The organism is Micromonospora sp. R311, from assembly GCF_056780015.1.
The window spans coordinates 1-26872 of sequence record NZ_JBSWCE010000040.1 but is presented as its reverse complement, the minus strand read 5'-3'; the positions used below and the strand labels follow the sequence as shown (position 1 = coordinate 26872).

The window sequence follows — 26872 nt, the reverse complement described above, 5'->3', positions numbered from 1 at the left end:
CGGCGCACGATCAGTCGCACCAGGTCAGGGCAGCAGGTGGGGGCGGACCTCGTCGGCGGCGACGTCGCCGTACGACTCGGCGAGCCGCTTGACGAACAGGTCGCGCCGGACCTGGTACTCCTGGGTGCCGACGGTCTCCAGCACGAGGGTGGCCAGCAGGGAGCCCACCTGGGCGGCCCGCTCCAGGCCGAGGCCCCAGGAGAGCGCGGTGAAGAAGCCGGCGCGGAAGCCGTCGCCGACGCCGGTCGGGTCGACCGCCTGGGTCTCCCGGGCGATCGGCACGTGGATCGGGTCGATGCCCCGGCCCGCGATCTCCACGCCGTGCTTGCCCAGCGTGGTGACCCGGATCTTGACCCGGTCGAGCAGCTGCTCGTCGCTCAGGCCGGCCTTGCTCTGCAGCAGCGACTTCTCGTAGTCGTTGGTCATCAGGTAGTCGGCGCCGTCGATCAGCGCGATGACGTCCTCGCCCGGCATCCGGGCCAGCTGCTGCGACGGGTCGGCGGCGAACGGGAAGCCGCGCTCCCGGCACTCGGCGGAGTGCCGCAGCATCGCCTCCGGGTCGTTGGCGCCGACCAGGACCAGGTCGAGCCCGCCGAGGCGGTCGGCGACCGGGGCCAGCTCGATGTTGCGCGCCTCGCTCATCGCCCCGGCGTAGAAGGAGGCGATCTGGCACATGTCGGTGTCGGTGGTGCAGACGAAGCGGGCGGTGTGCGCCACCTCGCTGATGTGCACCGAGTCGCAGTCGACGTTGTGCCGCTCCAGCCACGAGCGGTAGTCGGCGAAGTCCGCGCCGACCGCGCCGAGCAGCACCGGGCGCAGGCCGAGCTGCCCCATGCCGAAGGCGATGTTGGCCGCCACGCCACCCCGGCGCAGCACCAGGTCGTCCACCAGGAAGGAGAGGGACACCTTGTGCAGCTGGTCGGCGATGAGCTGGTCGGCGAAGCGGCCGGGGAAGCTCATCAGGTGGTCGGTGGCGATCGAGCCGGTCACCGCGATCTTCATGTCAACCCTCGGGGTCGGGAGCAGGGCGCGGGTCAGCCTACCGGCCGCCGCAAGTCCGGGCGACCGCACGGTTGAACACCCCGCCCGGCCTGCTGAGGGCCGCCGGTCGGGGGCGACGCGCGGTTGCACGTCGCCGCTCGGGGGCCGCCGACGGCGGCCGCCGGCCGGCCCCGGAACACGGCAGCGGGGCCGCCCCTTTCGGGACGGCCCCGCTGTCGGTGTCGGAGTCGACTCAGCTGAACGAGTCGCCGCAGGCGCAGGAGCTGCCGGCGTTCGGGTTGTCGATGGTGAAGCCCTGGGCGTCGATCCGGTCGGCGAAGTCGATGGTGGCGCCGGCCAGGTAGGGGGCGCTCATCCGGTCGACGACGACCTCGACCCCGTCGTAGTCGGTCACGACGTCACCGTCGAGGGACCGCTCGTCGAAGAAGAGCTGGTACCGCAGGCCGGAGCAGCCGCCCGGCTGCACCGCGACCCGAAGCCGCAGGTCGTCGCGGCCCTCCTGCTCGATCAGGGCCTTGACCTTCTGCGCCGCGACGTCGGTGAGGACGACGGAAGTAGGGGCCTTGGCCTCGGTCGACTCGGTCTGCGCTGGCGTGGTCACGTGGAATTCTCCCTGCCGCGTTCGGTGTGGTCGTCCCGACCAACGTCACCCGCCGGTCAGCGATTCCCACTGTGGTCCAGTTTTCGATTGTAGGCCGCTCCGGGCCGGGCCACCGGGCGGCGTGACCTCGGGCCTTCCCGGCGCGGTGCCGGTCACACCCCGGTCACCGGCTCCACTGCCGGGCCAGCCGGGCGCCGAGCTCGCGCAGCCCCTCCGCGGGCCGGCTCAGCGCGGCAGCCAGACCGCCGCGCTGCTCGCCCCCGAAGTGCTCCACCAGGCTGTACGCGTCGGTCACCCCGGCCGCGGCGGCCTCCCGGCGGCCGGTGCTGACCTGGCCGGCGAGCACCACGCAGGGCAGGCCCCGGTCCCGGGCGGCGCCGGCCACCCCGGCGACCACCTTGCCGCGCAGCGACTGATGGTCGAAGGAACCCTCCCCGGTGATCACCAGGTCGACGCCGTCCAGCGCGGTGTCCAGGCCGGTGGCCCGGGTGACCAGGCCGATGCCCGACTCGCACCGGCCGCCCAGGGCGAGGATCGCCGCGCCCAGGCCGCCGGCCGCCCCGCCGCCGGGCAGCGCGCCCAGCTGCGGCGGGCACCCGGGCAGGTCCCGCTCCAGCACGGCGGCGAAGCGCTCCAGCGCGGCGTCGAGCAGCAGCACGTCGGCCCGGTCGGCGCCCTTCTGCGGGCCGAACACGTTGCTGGCCCCGTGCAGCCCGAGCAGCGGGTTGTCCACGTCGGTGGCGGCGACCAGCCGGGCGTCGCGCAGCCGCGGTACGCCGTCGAGGGTGGCCACCGCGGCCAGCGCCGCGCCCCCGTACGGCAGGGCCAGGCCGGCCTCGTCCAGCGGCGTGACGCCGAGCGCGGTGAGCATCCCGGCGCCGGCGTCGTTGGTGCCGGAACCGCCCAGCCCGATGATCACCGTGTGGGCCCCGGCCTCCACCGCGGCGGTGACCAGCAGCCCCAGCCCGTACGAGGTGGTGGCCTTCGGGTCCCGCTCGTCGGCGGCGAGCAGGTGCAGCCCGCACGCCTGGGCGCTCTCCAGCCAGGCGGTCGACCCGCCGTCGGTGAGCAGGATCTCACCGGCCGCCGGCCGGCCCAGCGGGTCGACCGTCGGCACCGCCACCCGCCGGCCGTCGAGGGCGTCGGCGAGCACGTCGAGGAAGCCCGGGCCGCCGTCGGCCAGCGGCCTGATCAGCAGGTCGTCGTCCCCGGCCACCTCGCGCCAGCCGGCGGCCACCGCCGCGGCGACCTCCGGGGCCGGCAGCGTGCCGGCGAACTTGTCCGGACAGAGCAGCACGCGCATGCCGAGCAGTGTGGCAGCCCACACCGGCGGAGGCTGCGCCGAGGCCACGCTGTGGGACCATGGGGTACGTGACTTCGACCTGGGTAGAACCCTCCAACACCGCCACGGCGCTGCTGCTGCTCGGCCGGGGCAGCGACCCCGCCACCGAGCGTGGCGTCGAGTGTCCGGGCGACCTGCCGGCGCCCAGCGACCCGGATCTGGTGGCCCGGGCGGCGGCGGCGAAGGCGAAGCTGGGCAGCAAGGTGTTCGTGCTGGGCCACCACTACCAGCGCGACGAGGTGATCCAGTTCGCCGACGTGACCGGCGACTCGTTCAAGCTGGCCCGCGAGGCGGCGGCCCGGCCGGACGCCGAGTACATCGTCTTCTGCGGCGTGCACTTCATGGCCGAGAGCGCCGACATCCTCACCTCCGACGCGCAGCAGGTGATCCTGCCCGACCTCGCCGCCGGCTGCTCGATGGCCGACATGGCGGTGCTGTCGCAGGTCGAGACCGCCTGGGACGTGCTCACCGAACTGGGCATCGCGGCACAGACCGTCCCGGTGACCTACATGAACTCCTCGGCCGACATCAAGGGCTTCGTCGGCCGCAACGGCGGCGTGGTCTGCACCTCCTCCAACGCCAGGCGGGCCCTGGACTGGGCGTTCGAGCAGGGTTCGAAGGTGCTCTTCCTGCCCGACCAGCACCTGGGCCGCAACACCGCGGTGCTGGAGATGGGCTTCTCGCTGGACGACTGCGTGCTCTACGACCCGCACAAGCCGAACGGCGGGCTCACCCCGGAGCAGCTGCGCGACGCCAAGATGATCCTCTGGCGGGGGCACTGCTCGGTGCACGGCCGGTTCACCCTCGACAGCGTCAACGACGTCCGCGAGCGGGTGCCGGGGGTCAACGTGCTGGTCCACCCGGAGTGCCGGCACGAGGTGGTCACCGCGGCCGACCACGTCGGCTCGACGGAGTACATCATCAAGACCATCGAGGCGGCCCCGGCCGGCTCGGCCTGGGCGGTCGGCACCGAGCTGAACCTGGTCCGCCGGCTCGCGCTGGCCCACCCGGACAAGCAGATCATGTTCCTCGACCGCGCGGTCTGCTACTGCTCGACGATGAACCGGATCGACCTGCCGCACCTGGTCTGGGCGCTGGAGGAGCTGGTGGCCGGTCGGGTGGTCAACCAGATCACCGTCGACGCGGACACCGCCCACCACGCCCGGGTGGCGCTGGACCAGATGCTCGCCCTGCCCGGCGCGGACACCCCGCCGCCCGGCACCCGATAATCACTGTCGGTAGCGACCCTGGTACGCAAAAGGGCCGGATCACCGATTAGTGCCCTGAGGGGCGATGTGACCGGGTCCATTTTCATCACTGAGGGCTATGCTGCCGGGGCGATGACGCACGCGGCTCGTTTCGACCGGTCCGCGTTCCGGGTAGCGATGACATCGTGAGCCCCACCATCAACAGCACCGACGCGCTGGAGGTTGCGTTGACCAACGACGTCCTGGTCGTACACGGAGGCACGCCGCTGGAAGGGCGGATCCGCGTGCGCGGCGCGAAGAACCTGGTTTCCAAGGCCATGGTCGCCGCACTGCTGGGCGACAGTCCGAGCCGCCTGTTCGACGTGCCGAAGATCCGTGACGTCGAGGTCGTCCGCGGCCTGCTCGGCCTGCACGGGGTCAAGGTCACCGACGGCGACGAGGACGGCGAGCTGGTCTTCGACCCGGCGAACGTGGAGAGCGCCAGCACCGACCAGATCAACGTGCACGCGGGCTCCAGCCGGATCCCGATCCTGTTCTGCGGGCCGCTGCTGCACCGCCTCGGCCACGCCTTCATCCCCGACCTGGGCGGCTGCCACATCGGGCCCCGGCCGATCGACTTCCACCTCCAGGCGCTGCGGGAGTTCGGCGCCACGGTCGACAAGACCCCGGAGGGGCTGCACCTCTCGGCGCCGAACGGACTGCACGGCACGAAGTTCGCCCTGCCGTACCCGAGCGTCGGCGCCACCGAGCAGGTGCTGCTGACCGCCGTGATGGCCGAGGGCGTCACCGAGCTGCGCAACGCCGCGGTCGAGCCGGAGATCATCGACCTGATCTGCGTGCTGCAGAAGATGGGCGCGATCATCAAGGTGCACACCGACCGGGTGATCGAGATCCAGGGCGTGCCGAAGCTGCACGGCTACACCCACCGGCCGATCCCGGACCGGATCGAGGCGGCGAGCTGGGCGGCCGCGGCGCTGGCCACCCGCGGCCACGTCGAGGTGCTCGGCGCGCAGCAGGCCGACATGATGACCTTCCTGAACATCTTCCGGTCGGTCGGCGGCGAGTACGAGGTGACCGACGCCCGGCCACCGAAGCTGGGCGACCCGGGCCAGGAGGGCGGCATCCGGTTCTGGCACCCGGGCGGGGAGCTGAAGTCGGTGGCCCTGGAGACCGACGTGCACCCCGGTTTCATGACCGACTGGCAGCAGCCGCTGGTGGTGGCGCTGACCCAGGCCCGCGGCCTGTCGATCGTCCACGAGACGGTGTACGAGCAGCGGCTCGGCTACACCGAGGCGCTGAACTCGATGGGCGCGAACATCCAGGTCTACCGGGACTGCCTGGGCGGCACCCCGTGCCGCTTCGGCCGGCGCAACTTCAAGCACTCCGCGGTGATCGCGGGGCCGAGCAAGCTGCACGCCGCCGACCTGGTCATCCCCGACCTGCGGGCCGGGTTCAGCCACCTGATCGCGGCGCTGGCCGCCGAGGGCACCTCCCGGGTCTACGGCGTCGACCTGATCAACCGGGGCTACGAGGACTTCGAGGCGAAGCTGGCCGACCTGGGCGCGCACGTCGAGCGACCGTAACCTGCCTCACCCGCGACCGCGCCCGGTGCACCGCGATGTGCACCGGGCGCCCCGGGTTGGCTACCCTTTCCGCGTGCCGTCGCTGTTTCGCCGCAAGTCCACCGACCTCGTCGACGAGGCGGTCACCCCGGTGACCGCCGAGGACGAGGCCGCCGCCACGCATCCCCGGGGCTACACCCCCGCGAAGGGACGCGAGACGCCGAAGCGGCCCGGCGCCGGCCGCCGGCCGGCCGGGGCCACCAAGCCGATGACCAAGGAAGAGCAGCGGGAGCACCGGCGCAAGCTGCGGGCCGAGGCGGCGGCGGAGTTCCGGCGCGAGGGCGGCCCGCGCGACCGCGGCCCGGAGCGGCTGCTGGCCCGCAACGTGGTCGACTCCCGGCGTACGGTCGGCACCTGGTTCTTCGGCGGCGCGCTGATCGTGCTGATCGGCTCGAACGCGGCCATGCCCCCGGTGGTCCGGCTGGTGTCCAACATCCTCTGGGGTGCGCTGGCCCTCGGCGTGGTGATCGACTCGATCCTCATCTGCCGCAGGATCAGGAAGCTGGTCCGCGAGCGCTTCCCGAACACCGGGCAGCGGATGGGCTCGCTCTACCTTTACGCGATCATGCGCTCGATCACGTTCCGCCGGATGCGTGCCCCGCAGCCCCAGGTCAACCTCGGCGACCCGGTCTGACCTCGGGATCCGGCCCCTCCCGCGCGGCGGTGAGGGGCCGCTTCCGTTCCGGCCTCCGTCAGCCGGGCCAGGGCGAACGGCACGGTCTGCCGGGCTCCCGGCACGGGCTCCGGCGCGGGCCAGCTCTCGGCACGGCCAGCGCGGCGGCGCGGCCAGCGCGGCGGCGCGGCCAGCGCGGCGGCGCGGCCAGCGCGGCGGCGCGGCCAGCGCGCGGCACGGCACCTCCAGCGCCCGGCACGGCCAGCGCGCGACACGGCACTGCGGCTCGTGGCGCGGCGCGACAGCTCGCGGCACGGCACAGTCGGCGCGCAGGGCGGCCGATGGTTTGGGTGCATCTGTTGTCGCTGGGGCGACAACAGATGCACCCAGTCTCGCGGCGTTTGCTACCAGGGCAGGGCGGAGAAGGGCGGCGCTCGTCGGCGCGACCCCGCTCAGGCACCTCGGGCGGGCGGAGCAGCGCGATGGTGCCGGCGGCGGAACCTACGGCACGCCGAGCAGGCGGAGCAGGGCGGTGGTGCCGGCGGCGCCTACCACCACCAGTACGAACGGCGCCCGCCGCCAGGCGAGCAGCACGCCGGTCAGCACCCCCGCCGGCCGGGCCCAGCCGGCGAACGCGCCGGCCTCGGTCAGCGCGGCGGTGGCCGCGAGCGCGGCCAGCAGGGCGGCGGCACCGACCGGCAGCAGCCGGCGGGACCACTCCGGCAGGTCCAGCCGGTCGCGCAGCAGCACGCCGGCGACCCGGAAGCCGTACGTCCCGGCGGCCAGCGCGAGGATCACCGCGATCAGCACGACGTACCTCCCGTCCGCCGAGCCGCACCGGGTCCGGACGTCCCCGTCCCGACCGCACGCCCGGCGCCCGGGGTCGGGGCGGGCGTCGCCCCGACTTCCCGGACACCGGTCACGGCACCGGTGACGGGGTTCGGGGCGGAGGTCCCCCCGTCCTCCCGTCCACCGGTGCCGGGGCCGCCCCACACGAGGCGGCGGGTGGCCGGGGCGGGCGTCACCCCGGCCCTCCGGTCGCCGGCGCCGGCCGGGTCGCCGGTACCGGCCGGGTCGCCGGTACCGGCCGGGTCGCCGGTACCGGCCCCGTCGCCGGTGCCGGCCCGGCCGGCGCGGACGGCCCGGACGGCCAGCACCGCCGGGCCGGCCAGCGCGAGCAGCACCGGCAGGCCGGCCGGCAGCAGCGGGGTGGTGAGCACGGCCAGCGCCGCACCGGCCAGCGCCATCCGCCGGGTGTCCCGGTCGCGCAGGGTGGGCAGCAGCAGCGCGATCAGGCCGGCGGGAAAGGCGGCGTCCAGCCCGAGCGCGGCCGGGTCGCCCACCGCGCTGCCGGCCAGCACGCCGAGCACGGTGCCGACGTTCCAGGTCACGAAGAAGAGCACGCCGGCCAGCCAGAACGCCCGGCGGCGCGCCGGGCCGGCCGGTCGGGCCAGCGCGAACGCGGTGGCCTCGTCGGTCATCAGGTGGCTGCCGAGCAGCCGGTGCCACCGTCGGGGTCCGAAACTGTCGCCGAGGGTCAGGCCGAACGGCAGGTGCCGGACGTTGAGCAGTAGCCCGGCCAGGACGGCGGCGAGCGGACTGCCCGCCGCCACCAGGCCGACCGCCATGAACTGCGCCCCGCCGGCGAAGACCACGACGGACATCGCGACGGTGGCCCAGCCGGGCAGCCCGGCGGCCACCGCCACCGCGCCGAACGAGGCGCCCACCGCGATCATCGCCGCCCCGATGGCGGCGACGTCGCGGAGTACCCCGCCGTCGGCTGTTCGATGTACCGTACGCATGGTCCACCATGATGAACGACGCCGAGCCCGGTCGTCAAACCGAACAAACAGACCGACGGAGCGAACATGTCCGCCGAACCGGCGCCCCCGCTGGCCACCATCGCCGCCGCCCTGCGCAGTGAACGCGAGCGGGTCGGCATCTCGCTGACCGAGCTGGCCCGCCGGGCCGGGATCGCCAAGTCCACCCTGTCCCAACTGGAGTCGGGGGTCGGCAACCCGAGCGTGGAGACCCTCTGGGCGCTGGGCGTGGCGCTGGGCGTGCCGTTCAGCCGGCTGGTCGAGCCGCCCAGCCCCGCCGTACGGGTGATCCGGGCCGGCGAGGGCCCGCGGGTCCGCTCCGAACACGCCGACTTCACCGGGACGCTGCTCACCGCCGGGTCGACCCACGCCCGGCGCGACGTCTACCTCATCGAACTGGAGCCCGGCGCGGTCCGCACCGCCGAGGCGCACACCCCCCGCAGCATCGAACACGTGGTGGTCGCGGCCGGGCGGATGCGCGTCGGCCCGGAGTCCGACCAGGTGGAGCTCGGTCCCGGCGACTACGCCACCTTCCCCGGGGACGCCCCGCACCGCTACGAGGCGCTGGCCCCCGGCACCTTCGCCGTGCTGGTGATGGAGCATCCCTGACGCTCCCGCCGGTAGAGCCGGGCCACCACGTCCTCGATGTCCGGCTCGACGACCGAGACGTCCCGCAGCGCGCCCAGCCCGGCGAGCCCGGCCACCACCTCGGCCACCCGCGCCGACTCCAGCACGAACACCAGCCGGTGCCCGTCGTTCTCCACCCGGTGCAGCGCCGCGCCGGGCAGCACCGGTGGCTGGGGCACCGGGGCGTCGAGGTCGGCCACCACCAGCCGGCGGGAGCCGTACCGCTCGTGCAGCGCGGCGATCGACCCGTCGTGCACCACCCGCCCGTGGTCGATCACCACCAGCCGGCGGCAGAGCCGTTCGATGTCGGCCAGGTCGTGGGTGGTCAGCACCAGCGTGGTGTCCCCGGCGCGGCCCAGCTCGGCGAGGAACCCGCGCACCGCCTGCCGGCTGACCACGTCCAGGCCGATGGTGGGCTCGTCGAGGAAGAGCACCTCGGGACCGTGCAGCAGGGCGGCGGTCAGCTCGCCGCGCATCCGCTGGCCGAGGGAGAGCTGCCGGACCGGAGTGTCCAGGAACGCGTCCAGGTCGAGCAGCTGCCGGCAGCGGCGCAGCCGGTCCGCGTGCTCGGCGGGCGGCACCCGGTAGACGTGCCGCAGCAGGTCGAACGAGTCGCGCAGCGGCAGGTCCCACCACAGCTGCGAGCGCTGGCCGAAGACCACGCCGACGCGCAGCGCGAGCCGGGTGCGCTGGGCGACCGGGCGCAGCCCGCAGACGCGTACCTCGCCGGCCGAGGGCGTCAGCACCCCGGTGAGCATCTTGAGCGTGGTGGACTTGCCGGCGCCGTTCGGTCCGATGTAGCCGAGCAGCTCGCCGCGCTCGATGCGCAGGTCGATCCCGTCGACGGCGGTGACCAGCCGCTTCTCGCGGCGCAGCCGGCCGGCTCTGACCCGCACGGTGAACTCCTTGCGCAGGCCGCTGGTCTCGATGACACTCATGATCCCGTACTCCGGTAGTGACGGACGCCGGTGCGCCAGGCCGCGGCGGCCGCTCCGGCGGCGACCAGCGCGACGCCCGGCGCGGCCCAGCCGACCCAGGACGGCAGGCCGAGCGGGTCGGCCCGGCCGAGCAGGGCCAGCGCCGGGTGGTAACCGACGAAGGCGAACCCGAGGCCGTACGCGAAGAGGGCGCGGAACCATCCCTCGTAGACGGTGATCGGGTAGCTGGTGAAGTCCCGCCCGCCGTAGGTGACCGAGTTGGCCAGCTCGCCCGAGTCGACCCAGAAGAACGAGACGGTGGCGGTGGCCACGAAGACCGAGCCGAAGAAGACCACCGCGGCCAGCGGGGCGAGGACGACCAGCAGCGCCCGGGCCGGGGTCCACTCGATCCCGGCGGAGCCGACCGCCACGACCAGCACGGCGAGCCCGAACGCCGCCCGGGCCACCTTGCGCAGCGGCAGGTCCATCAGCAGCAGTTGCGGCAGGGCGCCCAGCGGGCGCAGCAGCACGGTGTCGAAGAGGCCGGTGCGCACGTAGCGGGGCAGCCGCTCGATGTTGCCGACCAGCAGGTCCGCGAGGGCGAACGCGCCGGCGGAGATACCGACGATGACCAACGTCTCGCGCAGCGTGAAGCCGCCCAGCTCCCGGGTCACGCCGAAGACGACCAGCACGGTGACCACGTCGAAGACGGTGGACCCGACGTTGCCGACCAGGTCCACCACGAATGACGTCCGGTAGGCGGTCTGCGACCGGGCCTGCGCCCCGAGCAGCGCCCGGTACGCCGCCGGCGCGCCACCCGCCCGCGGCGGGACGGTCGACCCGCCGGCCGGGCGCGGGCCCGGGAGGCCGGACAGCTCAGCCACCCTGCACCACCAACCGGCGTTCGGCCCGGCGCTGCACCAGCCGGCAGGCCGCGAGCACCAGCGCCGCCCAGCCCACCTGCACACCGACCAGCGCGGCCTGGGTGCCGGTCGGGTCCCGCTCGACCAGCACGTCCAGCGGGGTCTGCAGCAGGCTCGGGAACGGGGTGCCGAGCCAGAGCGCCAGTTGGAGCCACTCCGGCAGGAAGCGCAGCGGGAAGTAGAGCCCGGAGAGCACGCCCGAGGCGAGCGTCCAGAGGATCACCGGGCCGCGCACGTCGTGCAGCCAGTACGCGGTGGCGTTGACCAGGTAGCGGCAGCCGAAGCAGAGCAGGACGGCGACGAGCACGGAGAGCACGAAGAGCGGGCCGGTGGTCCACCGGCCCGGCAGGTGCACAGCGAAGAAGACCGGCCCGACCAGCACCGGCGGCAGCAGCCGGGCCAGCGCGGCGTAACCGGCCCGGCCCAGGTCGGCGGCGAGGTAGCTGGTCACCGGGTGCACCGGGCGGAGCAGGTCGGCGGCGACCTCGCCGGTGCGGATCCGGTCGGCCAGGTCGGTCCATCCCCAGAGGAGGATGACGGCCAGCAGGCCTTGGCCGACCCAGACGAAGGTGGCGAGCTGGGCCCGGTCGTACCCGGCCACCGTGCCGGTCACGCCGACCGCGGCGAGCAGGACGTAGCAGCGTAGGAAACCGAAGACGCAGTTGGTGACGACGCCGGCCACGGCCGCCTGCCGGTAGGTGGAGTATCGTCGGAAGCCCGATCCGGCTATTGCCCTAATTGTCCGAAACCATAGGATAACGTTTGAGGCGGTGGGCGGTGCCACAGTGGCGGTGAGCGAGCCCACGCCGCTACCCTCCTTCCGCAGCCACGCCGTGCCGGAACGGGCGACTCTACCGGCCGGCTGGGTGCCCAGCGCGACAATTTCCGACGAGGTGACATCGCCGTGAGCGAGCGGACGCGAGCCGGCCACCGGGACGCGGCCGTGAGCGAGCGGACGACCGGCGGTCGCCCCGGCACGGCCGCGCGCGTCGGCGAGGACGGACGCCTGCTCGGCCAGCCACCGGCCGCCCGCCCCGCTCCGTCCGCCCCCCGCACCCGGCCCCGCACCGGCGACGGGCCACCCGGATGAGCCGCGGCTACGCGGACCGGTGGCACGACCCGGCGGAGCCGTCCTGGGTCGTCGAGCCGACCACGGAGTGGCATCCCCAGTTCCCCGGCCAGCGCTACCCGGGCGACATCGGCGTCCAGCACACCCCGCCACCGGCACCCCGTGGCCGGGCGGCCGTGGTCGGCCGCGCCGAGGTGCCCCCACTCGCACCGACCCGTTCGGACGGGACGTACCTCGGCCGGTCCTGGGAGGACGAACCGGACGGCTGGGACCGGCACAACGGCCACGACGGCCGGCGGTACGACGACGGGCCGTACCGCCCGGGGCGCGCAGAACCCGGGCGACCGGACGACCGGCAGCGCCCGGACCCGGGCCGGCGGGGCGACCGCGCCCACGCCCCGTACGACGTCGAGGGCCCCCGCCGGACCACACCCCGCGATCCCGGCCACGACCGGTACGACGACCGCGCGCCCCGGCACGAGCCACCCGGCCGGGGCCGGTCCGGCGTCGCGCCCGTCTCCCCCGCCGGCCACCCGGAACCCGGCTGGCTGCCGGAGCCGGACGAGGAACCGCCGGCGCGCCGCCCGGCCGCCCACGACCGGTCGGCCAACGGCTACGACCAGCGACCCGCCGAGGGCACCCGCCGGCCCCGCTACCAGTGGGACCGCGCCGCCGACCCGCGCGAGCGGCCCCCGGCCGAGCAGCGCGACCGGTACGCCGGCGAGCGCCGACCCGCCGACGAGCGCGAGCGGTTCCCCGCCGAGCACCCGGACCGGTTCCCCGCCGAGCGCCGGGACCGTGGTCCCGGTGACCGCGCCGGGCAGGCCGGCCGGTGGGAGCGCCCGGACCGGGTGACCGGCGGGCGGCCGTACGACGACGGGGAGCGCCGCCGGCCGGAGCCGGACGAGCGGTGGCAGCCGCGCGAGGCGGCCGCCCGGGCCGAGACGTACCCGGACCGGCGCCCCCGGGAGGAGGCCCGGCCGGAGTCCCACCGGGAGCCGCGCGAGTACCCGCCGTCGCGGCCCGAGGGCGGCCTGCCCTGGCCGGCGCCCGGTCCGGTGCGGCCCGGGTACGACCGGAGCCCCGAGCACCGCGCGGATCCGCGCCCGGAGCACCGCCGGCCGGCCGAACCCGCCGGCCCGCCCCGCTCGGGCGACCGCCGGGAGGCCGCTCCGCCGGTCGACGAGCGGCGCAGGATGCCCGCCGCCGGCGCGCCGGCCCGTGACCTGCCGGTCGCCGGCCGACCGATCTCCCCCGCCCCGGCCGACCGCGACGTGCCGGCACGCGGCCGACCCGACACCCGCACGCCCTACACCGACCGGCCCGTCTCCCCCGCCCCGCCGGGCGACCGTCCGGTCTCGCCGGCACCACCGGGCGACCGTCCGGTCTCGCCGGCACCGCCGGACCGGGCCCGACCCGGACACGCCGAAACGGGCCCCCGCACGCCCTACACCGACCGGCCGATCTCCCCCGCCCCGGCCCACCGCGACCTGCCCACACGCGACCGACCCGATCCCCGCGCGCCCTACACCGACCGGCCGGTCTCCCCCGCCCCGGCCCACCGCGACCTGCCCACACGCGACCGACCCGATCCCCGCGCGCCCTACACCGACCGGCCGGTCTCCCCCGCCCCGGCCCACCGCGACCTGCCCACACGCGACCGACCCGATCCCCGCGCGCCCTACACCGACCGGCCGGTCTCGCCGGCTCCGCCCGGCCAGCGACCGGCGGCGCCGGCCGCCGGACCGCGTCCGGTCTCCCCGCCGCCCGCCTTCGGTCCGCCGGCCGGAGCCGCCGACCGACCCGTCTCGCCGGCCGCCGGGCGTCCGGCCACCCCGCCCCCGGGCTCCGGCCGCCCGGTGCCACCGCCGCACCCGGCCGCGCCGGAGCGCACCGGCCGTGGGGACCGTCCGGTCTCCGCGCCGCCCGCGTTCGGCCGGCCGGCTCCCGGTGCTCAGGGAGGGCCGGCCGCGCCCCCGCCGCCGTGGGGCCCGGTGCCCGCGACGCCGGGTCGGCCCGAGGTGCCCGCCGCCGAGCAGCGACCGCCGGCCACCGGGCCTTCGTCCACACCGGACGCGCCCGTCTCCGGGCCGCCCGCCGCCCGGCTGCGGGTGGAGTTCGTGCCGACCCCGGACGCGCCGTCGACCGCCGCGACCGCCCCGGCGAGCGCACCGCCGGCGTCACCGGCCGAACCGGCCGGGCCGGCGCCGGTCGACCGTCCGCTGCCGGGCGCCGGCACTCCGTCCTCCCGGGCGGCGGAGCCGGCGCCGCCCCTGGCCATCACCCCGGACCGGCCGAAGGTCTACGTCCCGCCGCCGCCGAGCGAACCACCCGCACCCGCCGGGCCCCCGACACCGGCGAGCGGCAACACCCGGGGCGGACCGGACGCGTGGTTCGGGCCCGCTCAAGCGGAGGCGGACGGCACCGCACCGACCGACGGGACGGAGAGCGCCGACCCGTCGGTCGGTGCGCCCGCGCCGGTCGTCGACGATGCCGAGGCGGCGGTCGCCCCCGCCGGCCGCCCGTCGGCCGAGCCGGTCCTCCCGCCGCCCACGGACCACGCCGCGCCGGTCTCCGCGCCAGCCGCAGGCCACGACACGGTCACACCGGTTTCGGCCCCACCGGTCGACCCCGACGCGACCACACCCGTCCCGGCTCCGGCAGTGACGCCACCGGTGTCCGCGCCACCGGCGCAGCCGGATTCGGCCGGACCGGCGACGCTCCTTCCCGCTTCCCCGGACCGTCCGGCCCCGACCACCTCGGCGCAGTTCGACGACGAGCCTCCACCGGGCGAGCCCCGGTCGGCGTCGGCGGCCGGCCACCCGGTGTCCGCACCCCCGGCCGTCGCGGCGCCGACGACCGCCCCCGGGCAGCCGGCCACCACGTCCGGGACCGGCCACCCGGCGACGCCCGAGGTCGCGATGCCGCCGATTGGGACAGCGGACGAGGTCCCGGGGCTGGTGACGCCCGGCCCGTCGGCCGACCGGCAACCACCGCTACCCGGCGGAGGGCCGACCGGCGACCTACCGGTCGCACCGGTCCCGGCCCCGCCGGCGGCACCCGTCTCCCCGGCGGCGGTACGGCCCGCCGTCGAGGGCGCGAGCGACCCGGAGCCCGCGGTGCCCCCGGAGTCGGCGCCACCCGCCGAGACGACCGCCGCCGCCTATCCCGCCTCCGTGCCCGCAGACCCGGCGCCGTCGAGGCCGGTGCCGGCGCCCTCCGCCGGACCGGCCACGGCACCGGTATCCGCGCCGCCCGGCGGGCCGGTGTCCACACCGGCCACCACATCCGGGTCCGGCCCACCGGCCGCACCCGTGTCCGCGCCGCCCGCGGCACCCGTGTCCGGGCCGCCCAGCGCACCCGCCTCCGCGCCGCCGACCGCACCCGTGTCCGCGCCACCCGGTTCATCCGTCTCCGCACCCCCGGCCACGCCGGTCTCCGGCCCACCGAGCGCGCCGGTCTCCGCACCGCCCTCACCCGCCGATGCGGCATCCGTCGCCCCCATCTCGGCCCGGCCCGTCTCCGGCCCACCGGCCGCGCCCACCAGCGCACCCCCGGCCGCAGCGGACGCCGCACTGCCGCCGGCACCCGCCGCTGCGGCACCCGTCGCCCCCGTCTCGGCCCCGCCCGCCGCCGGCCCACCAACCGCACCCGTCTCCGCACCGCCGGCCGCACCCGTCTCCACACCACCGGCCGCACCCGTCTCGGCGCCGCCCGCCGTGCCCATCCCCTCGGCGCCCGAAGCGCGCGAGGCACCCGTGTCGGCCCCGCCCTCGGCACCGGTCTCGGCGGCACCCGCCGCACCCGTTTCGGCGCCACCCGGGTCGCCGTCCGGCGAGCCGGACCCGGTCGCCGACCAGGCGCCCGGCCCGCAGCGTGATCCCGAGCAGGTGCTGGCCAGCTACCGCTGGCGGCTCGACCCGGCCGCGCTGCGTGAGGTGGCGGAGGATCCGGACGAGCTGCGGGCCATCCGGCGGGGTCTCACCGAGAAGCTGGGCACGACCGTCGACAACCGGTCCCGGGCGCGGCTGCTCAGCCTGCGCGCGGTGGTGTCGCGGATCCTCGGCGAGCTGGACGACGCGCTCGCCGACGGCCGGCTCGCCCTGACGTACGCGGAGGCCACCGGCGAGCTGCGACGCATCGCGCTGGCGCAGGCCCGGCTGGCGCACGTGCTGCGCTGGCGGGGTGACCACGCGGAGGCGGACCGGCTCTTCGCCGAGGCGAACTCGGCCGAGCTGCCCGACCGGCTGCGCGCGGCCCTGCACGAGCACGCCGGCCGGTCCGCCTACGACCAGGGCCGGTTGCTGGAGGCGTGCCAGCACTTCGAACTCGCGCTGGACCTGCGCGGCGCCGCGGACGCCGAGCTGCTGGCCCGGATCCGGACCTCGCTCGACGCGGTCGCCGACCGGGCCGCCGAACACGGCTTCGGGCCGCACCCTCGCACCCGGGACGACCTGCTGGACCGCGTCCGGCCCCCGGTGCCGGCCCGCGACGGCATGCTCTGGGGGTACGCCGACCAGGAGGGCGACCTGGTGATCCCGGCCCGGTACGCCGAGGCGCAGCCGTTCCGTGAGGGACTCGCCTGGGTTCGCCGGCCGGAGACGGACCGCTGGTCACTGATCGCCCTCACCGGCACGACGGTGATCGAACCGTCGTATCTCGCGGTCCGTCCCTTCTCCGACGGCCTGGCCTGGGTGGTGCGCGACGGGAGCGCCGGCTGGCAGGCCATCCGTCCCAACGGCGACGTTGCGATCCCGCCCAGCTTCGCCGACGTACGCCCGTTCCGGCGCGGCGTGGCGGCGGTGCGCCGGGACGGCTGGGGCGCGGTGGACCGGAACGGCCAGATCGTCCTGCCGACCCGCTACCACGGGTTCGCCACGGCGCTGTCCGACGGCCGCCAGGTGGACGACTTCACCGACGAGGGGCTGGCCGTGGTGGACGTGGCGGGCCGCCGTGGCGTGGTCGACCGGACCGGGCGGGTGATCGTGCCGCCGGCCCACCCGGCGGTGGTCATCCACCCGGTCGCGTTCCTGGTGGCCACCGGCGCCGGACGCTGGGGCGCGCTGGACCGGCGCGGCCAGCCGCTGATCGACCCGGTGCACCGCGACCGCGGCGAGGTGGTCGCGGAGATCGAGCGGCTGCTCACCGACACCAACCCGGTGCTCTGACCGGACCAGCCGGGCCACCCACCGCCCCCGAGGCCGTGCCGCAGCCGATGGGCTGACCGGCCGCGACGACCGTGCCGGCCCAGGCCGGCCCGCCCCGGCCCGGTGGCGGGCGCCCGCCACCGGGGTGGTGCCTCGCGAGCCGTTTGTCCACCCGCGCCGTCACGCGGTCGGCGGGGGGCCCAGCAGCTCGATGCCGTTGCGCGCGGCGGCGTGCCCGAGGGCCGCCGGGTCGATCGGCAGCGGATCCGGCAGCCGCCGCTCGGCCGCGGGCAGGCCCGCCTCCGCGGCGAACCGCTCGAACCCGCCGGGGGTGGTGAGCTGGAGGGCCCGCAGCGGCTCGTCCGGCCCGACCGTGAAGGTGTGCGCCAGGCCGACCGGCAGCAGCACGAAGTCGCCCGGGCCGGCGAGGAACGTCTGGTCGGCGCAGTGGAACCGCGCCGTGCCGGAGAGGACGTAGAACATCTCGTCCTCCACCTGGTGCCGGTGCAGCGGCGGGGCGAAGCCCGGCGGGTTGACGAATTCGGCCACGGTCAGCCGGTCCCGGGTCTGCGCACCCGCGGCCTTGATGGTGACCAGGTTGCCGAGGAACCAGTACGCCTCCCCCTCGTCAGGGCGGCGCAGGTACGGGCCGACGGACATGCCGCCTCCTCCGGTTGGCGTCGTCTTGACCAGACGACGGAATATTGGATAGCCGGGAGTCTAATGAATGCATTGTTAGTATCGCGTCGTCATGGATGACGTCAAGGACGGAAAGCCGACCCGGCCGTACCGGTCCCGGGTCCGGGAGGAGAGCGCGCGGCGTACCCGCCAGGCGGTGGTCGCCGCCGCCACCGAGCTCTTCGTCGCCCGCGGTTACGCGGCGACCTCCCTGGCCGACGTGGCCGCCGCCGCCGGGGTGGCCCGCCCCACGGTCTTCGCCGCCTTCGGCTCCAAGGCTGCCCTGCTGCGCCAGGTGCTCGACCAGGCGCTGGCCGGCGACGACGAGCCGGTGCCGGTGGCGCAGCGACCCTGGTTCCGGCCGGTCTGGGACGCGCGCGGCCAGGGCGAGGTGCTCGACGGCTACGCCGGGGTGTGCACCCTCATCGGCGGGCGCGCCGCCCGGGTCTTCGAGACCGTCCGCCGCGCGGCCGACGAGACCCCCGAGGTGGCCGAGGTGTGGGAGACGCTGCTGCGCAACCGGCGGGCCGGGGCGCGGATGGTGGTCGAGCGGGCGCGCACCTTCGGCCCGCTGCGCCAGGGCGCCGACCTCGAACGGGCCGTCGACGAGCTGTGGTTCTACAACGACCCGGCGCACTACGCGGCCCTGGTGCTGCGCTGCGGCTGGGCCGAGGACTCCTTCCGGCGGTGGCTCGCCACGCGGATGCGGGACGTCCTGCTGCCGGCCTGACCGTCGGCCGGGACTAGGGTCGGAGACATGGAATTCCGACACCTGGGCCGTTCCGGCCTGATGGTCAGCGAGATCTCGTACGGCAACTGGATCACCCACGGCTCGCAGGTCGAGGAGGACGCGGCGTTCGCCTGCGTCCGGGCCGCCCTGGACGCCGGCATCACCACGTTCGACACGGCCGACGTCTACGCCGGCACCCGCGCCGAGGACGTGCTCGGCCGGGCGCTGGAGAACGAACGGCGCGAGGGCCTGGAGATCTTCACCAAGGTGTACTGGCCCACCGGGCCGGGCCGCAACGACCGGGGCCTGTCCCGCAAGCACATCATGGAGTCGATCAACGGCTCGCTGCGCCGGCTGCGCACCGACTACGTGGACCTCTACCAGGCCCACCGGTACGACTACAGCACCCCGCTGGAGGAGACGATGGAGGCCTTCGCCGACGTCGTGCACTCCGGCAAGGCGCTCTACATCGGCGTCTCCGAGTGGAAGGCGTCGCAGATCCGCGAGGCCCACCAGCTCGCCCGGGAGCTGCGCATCCCACTGGTCTCCAACCAGCCGCAGTACTCGATGCTCTGGCGGGTCATCGAGTCCGAGGTGGTCCCGACCAGCGAGGAGCTGGGCGTCGGGCAGATCGTCTGGTCGCCGATGGCGCAGGGCGTGCTCTCCGGCAAGTACCTGCCCGGCCAGCCGCCGCCGGCCGGTTCCCGCGCCACCGACGAGAAGTCCGGCGCCGGGTTCATCGCCAAGTGGCTGACCGACGACGTGCTCACCCGGGTGCAGCGGCTCAAGCCGCTGGCCGAGCAGGCCGGGCTGAGCATGGCCCAGCTCGCCGTCGCCTGGGTGCTGCAGAACCCGAACGTCTCCTCGGCGATCGTCGGGGCGTCCCGCCCCGAGCAGGTGCACGACAACGTCAAGGCGGCCGGCGTGAAGCTGGACGCCGACCTGCTCAAGGCGATCGACGAGATCGTCGAGCCGGTCACCGAGCGCGACCCGGCCCGGACCGAGAGCCCCGCGCAGCGGCCCTGACCCGTTCCGGCCCGGCCGGCTCCCCAGCCGGCCGGGCCGGGCAGTCGGTGCCGGCTCCCGCGAGCACCGGGCCGGCCGGCGGCGGCCGGGCCGGCGCCCGGGATCGGGCGGGTCAGCCCTGCCAGAAGCGGATCAGGTCCAGCCCGGTGGCGTAGAGCCAGGGCGGCAGACCGAGCAGGTCGCCGACGGCGAAGACCAGGTCGAAGAACCAGCCGCCGATCCGCGGGTTCCACAGCAGCGCGAACAGCAGGATGAAGCCGTACGGGGCGAACAGGTCGTACATCCGGCGCCACTGCGGGTTCAGCCAGGGCTGGATCATGTTGCCGCCGTCCAGGCCGGGCACCGGGAGCAGGTTGAGCACGCTCGCGGTGAGCTGGAGGAAGGCCAGCAGCGCCACGGCGGCCCAGAACTCCACCGGCCCGCCACCGTCGGCGCCCAGCCGCAGCACCGCCACCAGCACCAGGGTGAACAGCACGTTGGTGGCGGGCCCGGCCAGGCTGACCAGGGTGTGCCGCAGCCGTCCGGGGATGTGGTGCCGGTCCACCCAGACCGCCCCGCCGGGCAGGCCGATCCCGCCGAGCAGCACCACCAGCACCGGCAGTGCGATGGAGAGCAGCGGATGGCTGTACTTCAGCGGGTTCAGGGTGAGGTAGCCGCGGTGCGCGACCCCCCGGTCGCCGGCCCGGTACGCGACCACCGCGTGGGCGTACTCGTGCAAACAGAGCGAGACCAGCCAGCCGGAGACGACGAAGAGGAAGACGTCGAACCGGACGTTGCCGAACCCCTGCCAGGTCAGCACCCCGCTGGTGACGAAGAGCGCCACCAGGGCGAGGAAGACCGGGCTGGGCCGGAACGCCGCCCGGGGCATGCCGAGGACCAGCGGCCCCGGACGGTCGCCGGCCATCACTCCGCCGTGGGCAGCAGGCTCATCCGGTACTCCACCCGGTCGTCCTCGACGAGCGCGACCGAGGTGACGCCGGACGCCGCGAGCTCGCGCCAGGTCTGGCCGATCCAGGATTCGGCATCCGCCTGACTGCCGAACGACTCCGCCGGCCCCTCGACCGACTCGCCGTTCGTGCCCTCGTACCGCCAGCTCCACGCCATGCCGCGTCTCCCCTCGCCGCTGATGTCCCGTGGGACGAACCCTCGCCAGCGTAGTCGGCCGGGCGCGCGACGGTCGGGCGCTCGCCTCCTGGACCGGGCCGGGGCTTGATCGATGCGGACGTACCCGGCCGGTACCGTGGCCCGGTGCTGACTCAAGGGGTGGTGCTCAGCCAGCGGTACCGGCTGGGCGAACGGGTGGCGACCGGCGGCATGGGGGCGGTCTGGCGGTGCACCGACCTCCTGCTCGAACGCGAGGTGGCGGTGAAGGTGCTGCTGCCGGGGCTGACCGCCGATCCGGAGTTCACCACCCGGTTCCGGGCCGAGGCACGGATGCTGGCGGCGCTGCGGCACCCCGGCGTGGTGGCGGTGCACGACGTCGGCCGGTCGTCGCTCGCCGACGGCAGCGAGGTCGACTACCTGGTGATGGAGTACGTCGACGGGGAGCCGCTGGGCAGCTGGATCCGGCGGGCCGGCCGGCTCGACCCGGCCTCGACCATGTCGGTGGTGGCGCAGGCCGCCGAGGCGCTGCACGCCGCCCACCTGGCCGGCATCGTGCACCGCGACGTCAAGCCGGGCAACCTGTTGGTGAAGCCCGACGGCCGGGTGGTGCTGGTCGACTTCGGCATCGCCCGCTCGGGCAGCACGGCCGGGATCACCGCCGCCCACACGATGCTCGGCACCGCCTCGTACATGTCCCCCGAGCAGGCCACCGGCCAGCCGGTCTCGCCGGTGACCGACGTCTACGCCCTCGGCGCCGTGGCCTACTTCTGCCTCGCCGGGCGTCCGCCGTTCGAGGGTGAGAACCCGTTGCAGGTGGCCCTGCGGCACCAGCACGACGAGCCGGCCCCGCTACCGGCGGGCACCCCGCCGGCGGTGGTCGCGCTGGTGGAGCGGGCGATGGCGAAGCGCCCGGGCGACCGGTACCCGAGCGCGGCGGCGCTCGCCGAGGCCGCCGCCGAGACCCGGGACGCGACGCTGGCGAGCATCCCGGTCTCGGCCCGCCCGCCGTGGGCGGTGGCCGGGCCCACCCCCGCCGCCGCGCCGCCCCCGGCCGCCGAGCCGGTCTCCGGCGCCGGTCCGGCCGCCGCGGGCGCGGCCACCCCGACGCCGCCACCGGCCGCGGACGGCTCGGGCTCGTTCCGGGATACGTCCGGCATCGGCGAGCCGTCGGCCACCCAGGCTCCGGCAGGGCCGCCGCCCGCCGGCCCGGCGGGCCCGCCCACGGGAGCCGCCGCCGCGCCGGCTGCGCCACCCGGACCGGTCCCACCGCCGCCGGCCACCACGCCGGTGTGGCCGTTCGGCCCGGCCGCCGCGCCGCTCCCGCCCCCCGGATCGGCCGCCGCGCCGCTCCCGTCCTCCGGCCCGGCCGCCGCGCCGGTCCCGCCCCCCGGCCCGGCCGCCGCGCCGGCCCCGCCCCCCGGGCCGGCCGCCGCGCCGGTCTCGCCCTCCGGGTCCGACCCCGCCCCGGTGTCGCCGCCGAGCGGCCCACCGTCCGGTGGCTTCGCGCCCGGCCGGGCACCGGCGACCGCCGGCCGGCCGGCGTCCGCGCCGGGTCAGCCCGGCACCGACGCCTGGGGGCTGCCACCCACCCGGGAGGACGCGGCCCGGCCGCGGCCGGGCCGGCGCCGGATGGCGCTGGTCGGCGCGGCGGCCACCGTGCTGCTGCTCCTGGTCGGCGTGGTGGCGGCGACGACGCTGTTCGCCGGCGAGGATCCCGGCGCCGGGGACACCCCGGCGGCGCTCACCGGCGGGTCGGGCGTTCCGGTCTCCGGCGCGCCGCAACCGGCGGCCACCGACGGCAACGGCCGGCTGCGGACCGAGCCGACGCCGGGCCGTACCCCGTCGGCCACGGCGGCGGCGCCGCCGTCCGGGGCGGCTGGCCGGTCGACCGCCCCCGTGCCGGGCGGGCCGACGCCGACCGGCGGCGCCACCGGCCGGCCGAGCCCCACGCCGACCACCAGCCGGCCGGAGAAGCCCAACCCGTACACGCCGGCGCAGGCGTGCGGCAGCGGCTACCAGGTGATCGACTCGGCGTCGCTGACCGTCTCGGGCACCCGCAAGGGCCGGGTGTACCTGCTCTACCACGCCGGCACCGGCTACAACTGCGTGGTGACCATGAAGGAGACCGCCGTCGGCACGAAGACCGCGGTCTCGGCGTACCTGGAGGTGCAGGGCGGCGCCCGCAGCACCGACAGCGGCTCGTTCGACTACTACGCCGGGCCGGTGCGGGCCAAGGCCGCGGGGGTGTGCGTGAAGTGGGGCGGGTCCACCGGCGGCGCCAGCTACGGCAGCGGGTTCGAGCACTGCGACTGAGCGTCGGCGGCCCGCTCCGCCGGCCGGGCGGAGCGGGCCACCGGGTGCCGGGGCCGGGCACGCGGGCCGGCCGGCGGGCGGACGCCGGGCGGCCTTAAGGTACGGGCATGTCCGTTGACGGGTGGAACACGGTCCTGGTGCTCGGGGGCATCCGGTCCGGCAAGTCGGAGTTCGCCGAGTCCCTGGTCGCCGACGCGCCCACGGTCCGCTACGTGGCCACCGCCGCCGACGCGCCCGCGGACGACGCCGAGTGGGCCGCCCGGCTGGCCGCACACCGCGCCCGCCGCCCGGAGACCTGGCAGACCGAGGAGACCGCGGCCGACCCGCGCCGGCTGGCCGACGTGATCGCCGCCGCCCGGCCGAACGAGACGCTGCTCGTCGACGACCTCGGCGGCTGGGTGACCGTGCTGCTGGACCCGGCCCACCAGCCGGCCGACGACACCGTCACCATCGCCGAACTGGCCGCCGCGGTGCGCTCCTGCGCGGCGCGACTGGTGCTGGTCAGCCCCGAGGTCGGGCTCTCCCTGGTGCCGACCACGCCGCTCGGCCGGGCGTTCACCGACGCGCTCGGCGCGGCCAACCGGGCGGTCGCCGACGCCTGCGACGCGGTCGTGCTGGTGGTCGCCGGCCAGCCGGCCTGGCTCAAGCCGGGCGGGCCGGCGCGCGCGGCGACCGTGCCGGCCCAGGCCGGTCCCGCACCGGCCGAGCCGGCGGCCCCGGCGGTCAACGGCGCGGCCGTCGCCCCCGAACCGGTCACCCGGCCGGACGTGCTGACCCCGACGCCACCGGCCGCCCCGCCCGCCGAGCCGGCCACGCCGTGGGCCGCGCCCACCATGGCGCTGCCGATGGTCGCCACCGGCCTGGTCATCCAGCCCGGCATGGAACTGCCCATGCCCGACGAGTACGCCGGCCCGCAGGCGATCGAGCGGCTGGCCACCCTGGACGTGCCCGGCACCGGGCTGGGCGTGCTGGAGCGGGTGGTCGGTTTCGCGGCCGCCACCCAGGGCACCCCGACGCCGGCCGCCTGGGGCTCGGTGCGGGTGCTGCTGCTGCACGGCGACCACGCCGGCGGCGCGGCCGCCGGCACGGTGGCCGGTGAGTCGGCCCGCCGGGCCCGGCAGGCCCGCGCCGGCGAGGGCCCGCTGGCCCGGCTGGCGGCCGAGTGCGGCGCGAGCCTGCAGGTGGTGGAGGCACCGACGGCGGGGCCGATGGAGACCGAGCCGGCGCTCACCGGCGAGCAGGTCGAGTCGGCCCTGCGCGAGGGCTGGCGGCTCGCCGAGGAGGCCGCCGACGCCGGCGTACGGCTGCTGGTGCTGGCGGCGTGCGGCGCCGGCACCGAGGCCGCCGCGGCGGCGGTGCTGGCGGCGACCGCCGGCGCCGAGCCGCCCGCTGTGCTGGGCCGGGTGGTGACCGAGGCGGGCGAGATCGACGACGCGGCCTGGATGAAGCGGTGCGCGGCGGTCCGCGACGCGCTGCACCGCACCCGCCGCTCGCCCCGCGGGGCCAAGGACGTGCTGGCCGAACTGGGCGGCGGGGACGTGGCGATCGCCACCGGCGTGCTGCTCGGTGCGACGGCCCGCCGGCTGCCGGTGATGCTCGACGGGCCGGTCGGCCTGGCCGCCGGCATGGTGAGCCGGGACCTGGCCGGGCAGGCGCGGCACTGGTGCCTGCTGGCCGACCACGGCGGGGACCCGGCGGCCCGGCTCGCCGCCGACGTGCTGGGCCTGACCCCGCTGCTCGACGTGCGGCTCGACCTCGGCGAGGGGGCGAACGCGCTGGCCGTGCTGCCGCTGCTGCGCTCGGTGCTGTCGCTGGCCGCCGCCCTGCCCACCCGCCCCTCGCTCGGCGGCGGCTCCGACCACGAGGAGCCGGAGCCGGCGGACGAGGAGGAGGAAGAGCAGCGCGAGTTCGTCGAGCCGGAGCCGGCCGGGCCCGGGCCGACCACCACCGAGCCGGACGGCCAGCCGGTGGACCCGTCCGGCCGGCGTGCCGGCTGACCGGCGGCTCGCCGACGGAGCGCGGCTGGCGCTGACCACCTTCAGCACGCTGCCGGTGCGCGCCGGCCGGATCGACCGGGCGGTGGCGGGCACGGCGATGGCGCTGGCCCCGGCGGTGGGCGTGCTGCTCGGCGCGATCCTCGCCGGGGTGCTGCTGCTCCTGGCCGCGGTCGCGCCGCCGCTGATCGCCGCCGGGGTGACGGTCGGCGCGGGCGCGCTGCTCACCCGCGGACTGCACCTCGACGGGCTGGCGGACACCGTGGACGCGTTGGGGTCGTACCGGCGCGGGGCGGCCGCCCTGGAGATCATGAAGAAGCCGGACGTGGGCCCGTTCGGGGTGGTCGCGCTGGTGGTCGTACTCCTGGTGCAGGCGGCGGCCCTGGCGGAGCTGGCCGGACGGTCGTGGCCGGCGGCGCTCGCGGCGGTGGTGGCGGCCACCGCGGCCGGCCGGCTCGGGGTCGCCGTGGCCTGCCGGCGGGGCGTGCCGGCGGCCCGGCCGGAGGGGCTCGGCGCGCTGGTCGCCGGCACCGTCGGGCCGGTCGCGCTGGTGGTCGGGACGGCCGCCGTCGCGCTGCTGTCGGTCGCCGCGGTGCCGGGCCGTCCGTGGCAGGGGCCGCTCGCCGTCGCCGCGGCCCTGGCCGTGGCGGTGGCGCTGCTGCGGCACGTGGTACGCCGGCTCGGCGGCGTCACCGGCGACGTGCTCGGCGCGGCCGTGGAACTGGTCACCACGCTGGTCTACCTGGGACTCGTGCTGTCCGGCTGAGTCCGGCGCGCCGCGCCGGGTAGCGTCTTCCCACGACAGCAGGGCGCGGCAACCGGGGGACGACATGCTCATCACCGACGACTTCCTGCCCGTACCGGTGCCGGAGTCGCTGAGCGCCACCTACCTGGTGCCGATGACCGGCTTGCCGAAGGTCGGTCCGAAGACGGCGGTGGCAAAGCTGGCCGGCCGGCTGGCCGAGCCGGTGTACGGGCTGGCCCGGCAGATGCTGGACAGCCCGCTGATGAGCGTGGACACCCGGACGGTGAGCGAGTTCCCGCAGCTGCCGCCGGACCTGCTCACCGCCTTCGGCGCCGGCCGGGAACAGCTGGACCGGCTGGCCGCGGCCAGTCACCTGGTGGTGGTGCAGGCCGAGTACCGGCCGGGGTGGCCGCCCGCGCACGAGTGGGCGGCGCGGGCGGTGGCCGCCGCGGTCGCCGAGTCGGTCGGCGCCGACGTGGTGGACGTCTTCGGGCTCCAGTTCCTCGACCCGGCCACGGCGCTGCGCTCGCTCCCCGACGAGCAGGGGCGGATCCGGCTGGTCGACTGGGTGCTGGTGCCGTACTCCTCGGACGCGGAGGGGCTCTGGTTCACCACCAAGGGGCTGCGCCGGTTCGGGCTGCTGGAACTGCAGACCCAAGGGGTGCCCGACCACCTCACCCGGGCCTGGGGCGCGGTGATGACCGGCGCCGCGCGGCGGCTGCTGCGGGACTGGACCGACGGGCTGGCCGGCGAGGAGGTGCCCGCGTTCGTGCAGCTGCCGGTGCTGGCCACGGTGACCGGGCACGACATCGCGGTGGCGTACGGCAATCCGGAGCAGCACGGGGCGACCGCGCCGGTGCTGCTCCGGCTGGAGCTGGACCCGGCCACCGACCCGGACGCCGACTCGTTCCTCAGCCTGCACCCGCCCGCCGGTCACCCGGGCCCGCCGGGGCGCTACTTCGCCGCCGCCTGCGCCACCCTCTTCTCCGGCATCCAGCCGGACGTGCGCTACGCCCGGTCGGGCGACGCGATGAGCAAGGCGATCGCGACCGCCCGCGCCGGGCTCGGCGACATCCGGGCCCGGTTCGTCACCGGCCAGCTGCCGCCGGAGACCCAGTTGGTGGTCAAGTACGGCCTGCCCGGCGGCGACGGCCCGGAGTTCGTCTGGGCCGGGGTGACCTCGTGGGAGTCCCCGGAGCGGATCGTCGGCGCCAGTGCCAGCGACGCCAACACCGACCCGACCGTCCGGATCGGCAGCCCGGTGGTGGTGGAGGCGGCCGACGTCGTCGACTGGGCCCTGCTCGACGGCACCGGTGTCATCGAGGGCGGCTGGACCCAGGCCGTCCTGGACGCCGGCGAACCCCCCACCCCCTGACCGACCCCACCCCCCG

General features: G+C 76.4%; 22 protein-coding genes. 11 read left to right on the top strand and 11 right to left on the bottom strand.

Features of this window, described 5'->3' with window-relative positions; genetic code table 11:
• Window positions 1–24 precede the first annotated feature (24 nt).
• From AC1WTP_RS28030 to AC1WTP_RS28020, 3 genes are all read right to left on the bottom strand, one after another.
• Window positions 25–1002: a carbohydrate kinase family protein gene (locus AC1WTP_RS28030; protein ID WP_088992671.1), complete on the bottom strand. Its 978-nt coding sequence runs from the start codon at window positions 1000–1002 to the stop codon at window positions 25–27.
• 232 nt (window positions 1003–1234) lie between these two features.
• Complete coding sequence (erpA, locus tag AC1WTP_RS28025) at window positions 1235–1603, bottom strand: iron-sulfur cluster insertion protein ErpA (RefSeq protein WP_111134233.1); 369 nt, start codon at window positions 1601–1603, stop codon at window positions 1235–1237.
• A gap of 163 nt (window positions 1604–1766) precedes the next feature.
• A complete protein-coding gene (locus AC1WTP_RS28020; protein ID WP_481652276.1) occupies window positions 1767–2906 on the bottom strand; it encodes a glycerate kinase family protein in 1140 nt (379 codons plus the stop codon).
• A 68-nt stretch (window positions 2907–2974) separates the two neighbouring features.
• On the opposite strand from AC1WTP_RS28020, the gene nadA reads away from it, so the two are divergent.
• The 3 genes from nadA to AC1WTP_RS28005 all read left to right on the top strand — a co-directional run bounded on the left by nadA (window position 2975) and on the right by AC1WTP_RS28005 (window position 6409).
• The gene (gene nadA, locus AC1WTP_RS28015; protein WP_481652242.1) at window positions 2975–4174 is read left to right on the top strand and encodes a quinolinate synthase NadA; all 1200 of its coding nucleotides are present in this window, start codon (window positions 2975–2977) and stop codon (window positions 4172–4174) included.
• A gap of 206 nt (window positions 4175–4380) precedes the next feature.
• Window positions 4381–5736, top strand: a complete 1356-nt coding sequence (murA, locus tag AC1WTP_RS28010; protein WP_447139265.1) for a UDP-N-acetylglucosamine 1-carboxyvinyltransferase — start codon at window positions 4381–4383, stop codon at window positions 5734–5736.
• A gap of 73 nt (window positions 5737–5809) precedes the next feature.
• Window positions 5810–6409: a DUF3043 domain-containing protein gene (locus tag AC1WTP_RS28005; protein WP_481652241.1), complete on the top strand. Its 600-nt coding sequence runs from the start codon at window positions 5810–5812 to the stop codon at window positions 6407–6409.
• Between the two features lie 480 nt (window positions 6410–6889).
• Here AC1WTP_RS28005 and AC1WTP_RS28000 read toward each other — a convergent pair whose 3' ends face one another.
• Entirely contained in the window at window positions 6890–7198 is a 309-nt protein-coding gene (locus AC1WTP_RS28000) for an AzlD domain-containing protein (protein ID WP_481652240.1), read from the bottom strand.
• Window positions 7192–8190: an AzlC family ABC transporter permease gene (locus tag AC1WTP_RS27995; RefSeq protein WP_481652239.1), complete on the bottom strand. Its 999-nt coding sequence runs from the start codon at window positions 8188–8190 to the stop codon at window positions 7192–7194. Before AC1WTP_RS27995 ends, AC1WTP_RS28000 begins: the two co-directional genes overlap by 7 nt.
• Before the next feature lie 66 nt (window positions 8191–8256).
• On the opposite strand from AC1WTP_RS27995, the gene AC1WTP_RS27990 reads away from it, so the two are divergent.
• The gene (locus AC1WTP_RS27990; RefSeq protein ID WP_481652238.1) at window positions 8257–8817 is read left to right on the top strand and encodes a helix-turn-helix domain-containing protein; all 561 of its coding nucleotides are present in this window, start codon (window positions 8257–8259) and stop codon (window positions 8815–8817) included.
• Here AC1WTP_RS27990 and AC1WTP_RS27985 read toward each other — a convergent pair.
• Genes AC1WTP_RS27985 through AC1WTP_RS27975 form a run of 3 tightly spaced genes read right to left on the bottom strand, consistent with a single transcriptional unit; the run spans window position 8763 to window position 11480 of the window.
• The gene (locus AC1WTP_RS27985; protein WP_481652237.1) at window positions 8763–9773 is read right to left on the bottom strand and encodes an ABC transporter ATP-binding protein; all 1011 of its coding nucleotides are present in this window, start codon (window positions 9771–9773) and stop codon (window positions 8763–8765) included. The two genes, AC1WTP_RS27990 and AC1WTP_RS27985, sit on opposite strands and share 55 nt — an antisense overlap.
• Window positions 9770–10627: an ABC transporter permease gene (locus AC1WTP_RS27980; RefSeq protein WP_481652275.1), complete on the bottom strand. Its 858-nt coding sequence runs from the start codon at window positions 10625–10627 to the stop codon at window positions 9770–9772. The genes AC1WTP_RS27985 and AC1WTP_RS27980 overlap by 4 nt, the downstream gene beginning before the upstream one ends.
• Before the next feature lies 1 nt (window position 10628).
• Entirely contained in the window at window positions 10629–11480 is an 852-nt protein-coding gene (locus AC1WTP_RS27975) for an ABC transporter permease (protein WP_481652236.1), read from the bottom strand.
• 281 nt (window positions 11481–11761) lie between these two features.
• Here AC1WTP_RS27975 and AC1WTP_RS27970 point away from each other — a divergent pair, with 281 nt between their 5' ends.
• A complete protein-coding gene (locus AC1WTP_RS27970) occupies window positions 11762–16912 on the top strand; it encodes a WG repeat-containing protein (protein ID WP_481652235.1) in 5151 nt (1716 codons plus the stop codon).
• A 159-nt stretch (window positions 16913–17071) separates the two neighbouring features.
• Here AC1WTP_RS27970 and AC1WTP_RS27965 read toward each other — a convergent pair whose 3' ends face one another.
• Window positions 17072–17551: a quercetin 2,3-dioxygenase gene (locus AC1WTP_RS27965; RefSeq protein ID WP_447139239.1), complete on the bottom strand. Its 480-nt coding sequence runs from the start codon at window positions 17549–17551 to the stop codon at window positions 17072–17074.
• A 91-nt stretch (window positions 17552–17642) separates the two neighbouring features.
• Between AC1WTP_RS27965 and AC1WTP_RS27960 the strand changes: the two genes are divergently transcribed.
• Both AC1WTP_RS27960 and AC1WTP_RS27955 read left to right on the top strand, forming a co-directional pair.
• Window positions 17643–18299, top strand: coding sequence for a TetR/AcrR family transcriptional regulator (locus AC1WTP_RS27960; RefSeq protein ID WP_481652234.1), 657 nt, complete (start codon window positions 17643–17645; stop codon window positions 18297–18299).
• Window positions 18300–18326: 27 nt separating this feature from the next.
• On the top strand, window positions 18327–19325 hold the full coding sequence (locus AC1WTP_RS27955; RefSeq protein ID WP_481652233.1) for an aldo/keto reductase family protein: 999 nt from the start codon (window positions 18327–18329) through the stop codon (window positions 19323–19325).
• Window positions 19326–19437: 112 nt separating this feature from the next.
• Here the strand turns inward: AC1WTP_RS27955 and AC1WTP_RS27950 are convergent, their stop codons facing one another.
• Both AC1WTP_RS27950 and AC1WTP_RS27945 read right to left on the bottom strand, forming a co-directional pair.
• On the bottom strand, window positions 19438–20229 hold the full coding sequence (locus AC1WTP_RS27950; RefSeq protein WP_481652232.1) for a site-2 protease family protein: 792 nt from the start codon (window positions 20227–20229) through the stop codon (window positions 19438–19440).
• Entirely contained in the window at window positions 20229–20429 is a 201-nt protein-coding gene (locus tag AC1WTP_RS27945; protein WP_447139235.1) for a hypothetical protein, read from the bottom strand. Before AC1WTP_RS27945 ends, AC1WTP_RS27950 begins: the two co-directional genes overlap by 1 nt.
• A gap of 144 nt (window positions 20430–20573) precedes the next feature.
• On the opposite strand from AC1WTP_RS27945, the gene AC1WTP_RS27940 reads away from it, so the two are divergent.
• The 4 genes from AC1WTP_RS27940 (at window position 20574) to AC1WTP_RS27925 (ending at window position 26856) form a co-directional block, all read left to right on the top strand.
• The gene (locus AC1WTP_RS27940) at window positions 20574–22742 is read left to right on the top strand and encodes a serine/threonine-protein kinase (protein ID WP_481652231.1); all 2169 of its coding nucleotides are present in this window, start codon (window positions 20574–20576) and stop codon (window positions 22740–22742) included.
• A 107-nt stretch (window positions 22743–22849) separates the two neighbouring features.
• Window positions 22850–24739 (top strand): bifunctional adenosylcobinamide kinase/adenosylcobinamide-phosphate guanylyltransferase, encoded by a 1890-nt coding sequence (locus tag AC1WTP_RS27935; RefSeq protein WP_481652230.1) that lies wholly within the window; start codon window positions 22850–22852, stop codon window positions 24737–24739.
• Window positions 24729–25502 (top strand): adenosylcobinamide-GDP ribazoletransferase, encoded by a 774-nt coding sequence (gene cobS, locus AC1WTP_RS27930; RefSeq protein WP_481652229.1) that lies wholly within the window; start codon window positions 24729–24731, stop codon window positions 25500–25502. The genes AC1WTP_RS27935 and cobS overlap by 11 nt, the downstream gene beginning before the upstream one ends.
• A gap of 64 nt (window positions 25503–25566) precedes the next feature.
• Entirely contained in the window at window positions 25567–26856 is a 1290-nt protein-coding gene (locus AC1WTP_RS27925; RefSeq protein ID WP_481652228.1) for a DUF2314 domain-containing protein, read from the top strand.
• Window positions 26857–26872: the final 16 nt, after the last annotated feature.